Source organism: Kitasatospora sp. NPDC127116 (genome assembly GCF_042677365.1).
GTDB classification, from domain to species: domain Bacteria; phylum Actinomycetota; class Actinomycetes; order Streptomycetales; family Streptomycetaceae; genus Kitasatospora; species Kitasatospora lactacystinica.
Genome location: NZ_JBHXTL010000267.1, coordinates 1 through 3,864 on the forward strand (window position 1 = coordinate 1; position 3,864 = coordinate 3,864).

Sequence of the window (3,864 nt, forward strand, 5' to 3'; positions counted from 1 at the left end):
TGGGGGGTCCGGGGCGCTCTGGGGGCGGCTTCCGGGGGCGGGCAGGGGGGGGGCGCCCCCGGGGTGGGGGAGCCGCCCCGCCGCGAGTGGAACCGGGGGCTACTTCCTGCGCAGGTCGCCCGAGAAGCCGCCGACCAGCAGGTGCAGGCTGCCGTCCGGATTGCGGGTGTACACCTGGTCGTACGGGACGGCGGCGCAGCCGCTGAGCGTGCTCATCGGGGCGGTGCGCAGCACCACCCGGTCCGCGGTGGCCTGGACCAGGTTGGCGGTCGCGTCGCAGTAGCGGGTGCCCGCTCCCTCGTTGTTGTGGATCTGCGCGACCGGGTCGTTGGTCCGGCCCTGGGCGATGGTGATCGAGAAGTCCGGCTTGACGAGGGTCTGTTGGCTGCCCAGGTCGCCCTGCCAGGAGCCGAGGAAAGCGGCCGGGATCTCGCCGCCCGGCGTCGGGGAGGCGGAGGTGGCGGCGGGCGGGGTGCCGCCGGAGCCGTTGCCGCCGTTGCCGCCGGTGTCGTTGTCGCGCACGGCCAGGGCCACCGCGGTGCCGGCCGCCGCGATGGCCAGCACGGCGGCGACCAGCAGCACGCCGGGGCCGGGCCGGCCGCGGGTCGGCTGCGGCGGGGGCGCGTACGGGGGCCGGTACGGCGGGGGCCGCGTCGGGGAGTACGGCGTCGGCGTGCCCGGGGGCTCGGGCGTGGGCGTTCCGGGGGCCGGCGTCCCCGGGGTCGGCGGTGCGGCGTGCCACGGCTCCGCCGGGCCGAACTGCCCGGTGGGAGCGCCGGGTCGGGCCGGAGAGTCACTGTCCAGGTCCAGCAGTTCGACCGCGAGCGCGGCCAGCGCGGCGGCGATCGCGGGCGGCAGCCACTCCCGTCGCTCCAGCCGCTCGCCCGCCGTCGGGTCGGCGGCCGTCAGCCGCTCGCGCAGTTGGGCGGGAGTGGGCCGGCGGGCCGGGTCCTTGGCCAGGCACGCCGTCAGCAGGGCGTGCAACTCCCGGTCGGACACGTCGAGTTCCGGCTCCTCGTGAAGGACCCGGTAGAGCAGGACGGGCGCGCTCACTCCCGAGCCGAACGGCGCGGTGCCGGTGGCGGCATGGGCGAGTACGGCGCCGAGCGAGAAGACGTCCGAGGCGGGCCCGGCGCTGCGCCCCTCGGCCTGCTCGGGGGAGAGGTAGCCCGGGGAGCCGACCACGAAGCCGGACCGGGTGAGCGCGGTCGCCGCGTCCAGTGCCCGGGTGATCCCGAAGTCGATCAGGCGCGGGCCGTCCAGCGCCAGCAGCACGTTCGACGGCTTGACGTCCCGGTGCACCAGCCCCTGGGCGTGCACGGCCTGCAGTGCCTCGGCGAGCCCCGCCCCGAGCGAGCGGACGGCGGCGACGGGCAGCGGGCCGAACTCCCGTACGGCGGCGGCCAGCGAGGGCCCGGCGACGTACCCGGTGGCCACCCAGGGCTGGGCGCCCTCGGTGTCCGCGTCCAGCACCGGGGCCGTCCAGCGGCCGCCGACCCGTCGGGCGGCGGCCACCTCGTTGCGGAACCGCACCCGGAACTCCCGGTCCGCCGCGAACTGTTCGTGCACCAGCTTGACCGCCACCGTGCGGCCGCCCGCCGTCCGGCCCAGGTAGACCCGGCCCATTCCGCCCGCACCGAGTCTCCGCAGCAGGCGGTACTCGCCCACCTGCCGGGGATCCCCGTCCCCCAGTGCCTCCACGCCGACTCTCCCCTCGCCGCGCCCGTCCGTACTCCACGCCAGACGGTACCGCCGGGACGGGCGGTTCCGGTTCGGGCCGATGGCCGCGGAACGGGTGCGGGTCTGCGGGTGGCCGGGGCCGACTCAGCTCCGGGCGGCTCCACTGGACGCCTTGCCGGAGGCATCGGCCTGGGTTCGGCTCGCGGCGGCCTCGCCGTGGCCGTCCGTGCTGCTGCCGTTCGCGCTGCTGCCGTTCGTGCCGTGCCCGTTCGGCTCGTTCCCGTTCCGGTCGGCGAGCGAGGCCGGCCCCGGCAGGTGCGCCTGGTGGTCCGGCGGGTAGAACTGCCGGGCCCAGTGCCGCATCGCGCCGATCGGCCCGTCGCCCTGGGCGAGCCGGGGCGGGGAGACGTACCGCTTGGTGGACCAGATCGGGAAGTCCGCCGAGGTGAACTCCAGGTTGCGCCGGAACATCGGGCCCGCCAGCAGCCTGGTCACCACCCGGCTGACCGTCCGGGCGACGGCCGGCGGCAGCCCGGAGGGCTCCGCCATCACGAAGCGGCTCGCCTGCCGCAGCTGCATCCGGCCGGGGGCGACCTGGGTGGCCATGACCAGCGAGCAGATCTCCAGGCCGAGCGAGGGCGTGTGGACGTCGGTGTGCAGGGCGGCGAGGCCGTACCCGTCCACCTCGACGTGGACCTCGCGCATCCCGAGGAGCGGGAAGGTCTCCCGGACCAGCATCGAGATGTGGAAGCCGGTGCCGTCGAACTCCACCGGTGCCGCCAGCTCGCCCTCGGGCCAGCCGTGCAGGGTGACGAAGTGGCCGAGGTCGAAGGAGTTCTCCATGACGTCCTGGGCGTAGCCGGGCATCTCGAAGGAGGCGTGCCGCAGCGGCTGCCGTCCGTCGCCGAGCCGGTGCCAGGCGGGGATCTCCCAGTCCGGCTCCCGGCCGTCGTGGTGGCGCCAGACGAAGACCGCCTCGTTCACCTCGCGCACCGGCAGCTGCGTCAGCGTGGCCTTGGGTGTCTGGGTGCCGTACCCGGTGCGTACGCAGTGGCCGTCGGCGTCGAAGGCGAAGCGGTGGAACGGGCAGACCAGGTCGTTGCCCTCGACCGAGGCCAGGCCGAGGTGGGCGCCCAGGTGCGGGCAGTACGGGCGGATCGCGCGGAGGCGGCCGTTGCGCAGCCGGTACAGCACGACGTCCTCGCCCGCGAGCTGGCGGGTGAGCACGGTGCCGGGCTTGAGCTCGGCGGAGAAGGCGAGTGCGGACCAGCCGTCGGGATAGGGCAGCGCCGGTGGCAGGGCGACGTCGGCCGCGGTCGGGCGGTTGCTGACGGGGTGGACGTGCTTGGACACGCGCATGAAGTCTCCTGTCGGTCTGTCCGGCGCCGCCCCTCCCAGGCGATTAGCGCTCGAACAGAATGGAATTCAGATGCTATCCACGGAACGGGAGCCCGTGCACGGACAATCTCCCTAAGCAGCAACAAGTCTGATGATCCGTCAGGTATGGGCGTTCAAGGATTCGACAGGTTCCGGGCGCCCGCCCGGTTCGGGGGGCGGGCGTGTTCGAGCACCTCGGCGGGGATCCGGTGGCGAGCGGGGGCCTCGCGGGGGCCGAGCGGGGGCCGAGCGGGTCGAACGGGGAGGCGGACGGCGCCCGGGCCGGAGGCGGGCCGTCGGCACCGGGCGGCATCCCTTCGGGCCCGTACCTCTGGACGATCGGTGCCGGCGACGGATTCCGCGGTCCCGGGACCGGCGCTTTCATTTCCGGCCACTCCGCGATTTCCCCGCCGGCCCGTTTCCGGACGCCGTGCGCGGCGCTTCCCGCCGCGCGGTCGAAGAAGGGTCGAGAGGCGCTGGAAAGAGCTTTCAGGCGGGGGTGCGGTGTGTTGTGGTGGGTGCCGGGGAGCCCGGGCCGCGGGTGGCTCGACGACCGGGGGCGGGCGGAGCACCGCTGGTCGGTGGCGCATCGGTGGCGTAGACGCTCGCGCATGGAGCTGAGAGCGGCGGCTATGGATCGTCCGGGCAGGGCGGATTTGAATGGTGCCACGACGACGAACCGATCGGGCGCAACCGGCGCCTTCGAGGATCGGTCTCCGGTGATTCCTCCGAGTCTTGGAATGAGGGTGTTCGTGATGGCTGGTGTGGTGGATCTCGCGGTCGAGTCCGGTGTGGTGCTGGTGGTCG

3 protein-coding genes are annotated in these 3,864 nt (G+C 74.6%); 1 reads left to right on the forward strand and 2 read right to left on the reverse strand.

All coding sequences use genetic code 11. The features are described from left to right. Window positions 1-99: 99 nt before the first annotated feature. Both ACFVHV_RS43395 and ACFVHV_RS43400 read right to left on the reverse strand, forming a co-directional pair. The gene (locus ACFVHV_RS43395; protein ID WP_380359341.1) at window positions 100-1,701 is read right to left on the reverse strand and encodes a serine/threonine-protein kinase; all 1,602 of its coding nucleotides are present in this window, start codon (window positions 1,699-1,701) and stop codon (window positions 100-102) included. A gap of 123 nt (window positions 1,702-1,824) precedes the next feature. Then, entirely contained in the window at window positions 1,825-3,039 is a 1,215-nt protein-coding gene (locus tag ACFVHV_RS43400; protein ID WP_380359344.1) for a Rieske 2Fe-2S domain-containing protein, read from the reverse strand. A gap of 629 nt (window positions 3,040-3,668) precedes the next feature. On the opposite strand from ACFVHV_RS43400, the gene ACFVHV_RS43405 reads away from it, so the two are divergent. Beyond that, window positions 3,669-3,864, forward strand: a 196-nt coding sequence (locus tag ACFVHV_RS43405) for a hypothetical protein (protein ID WP_380359347.1), incomplete at its 3' end; no start/stop codon positions are given.

Coding starts and splice junctions, on each gene's coding strand:
- ACFVHV_RS43400 (WP_380359344.1), bottom strand. CDS start 3,039: ATGCGCGTGTCCAAGCACGTCCACCCCGTCAGCAACCGCCCGACCGCG.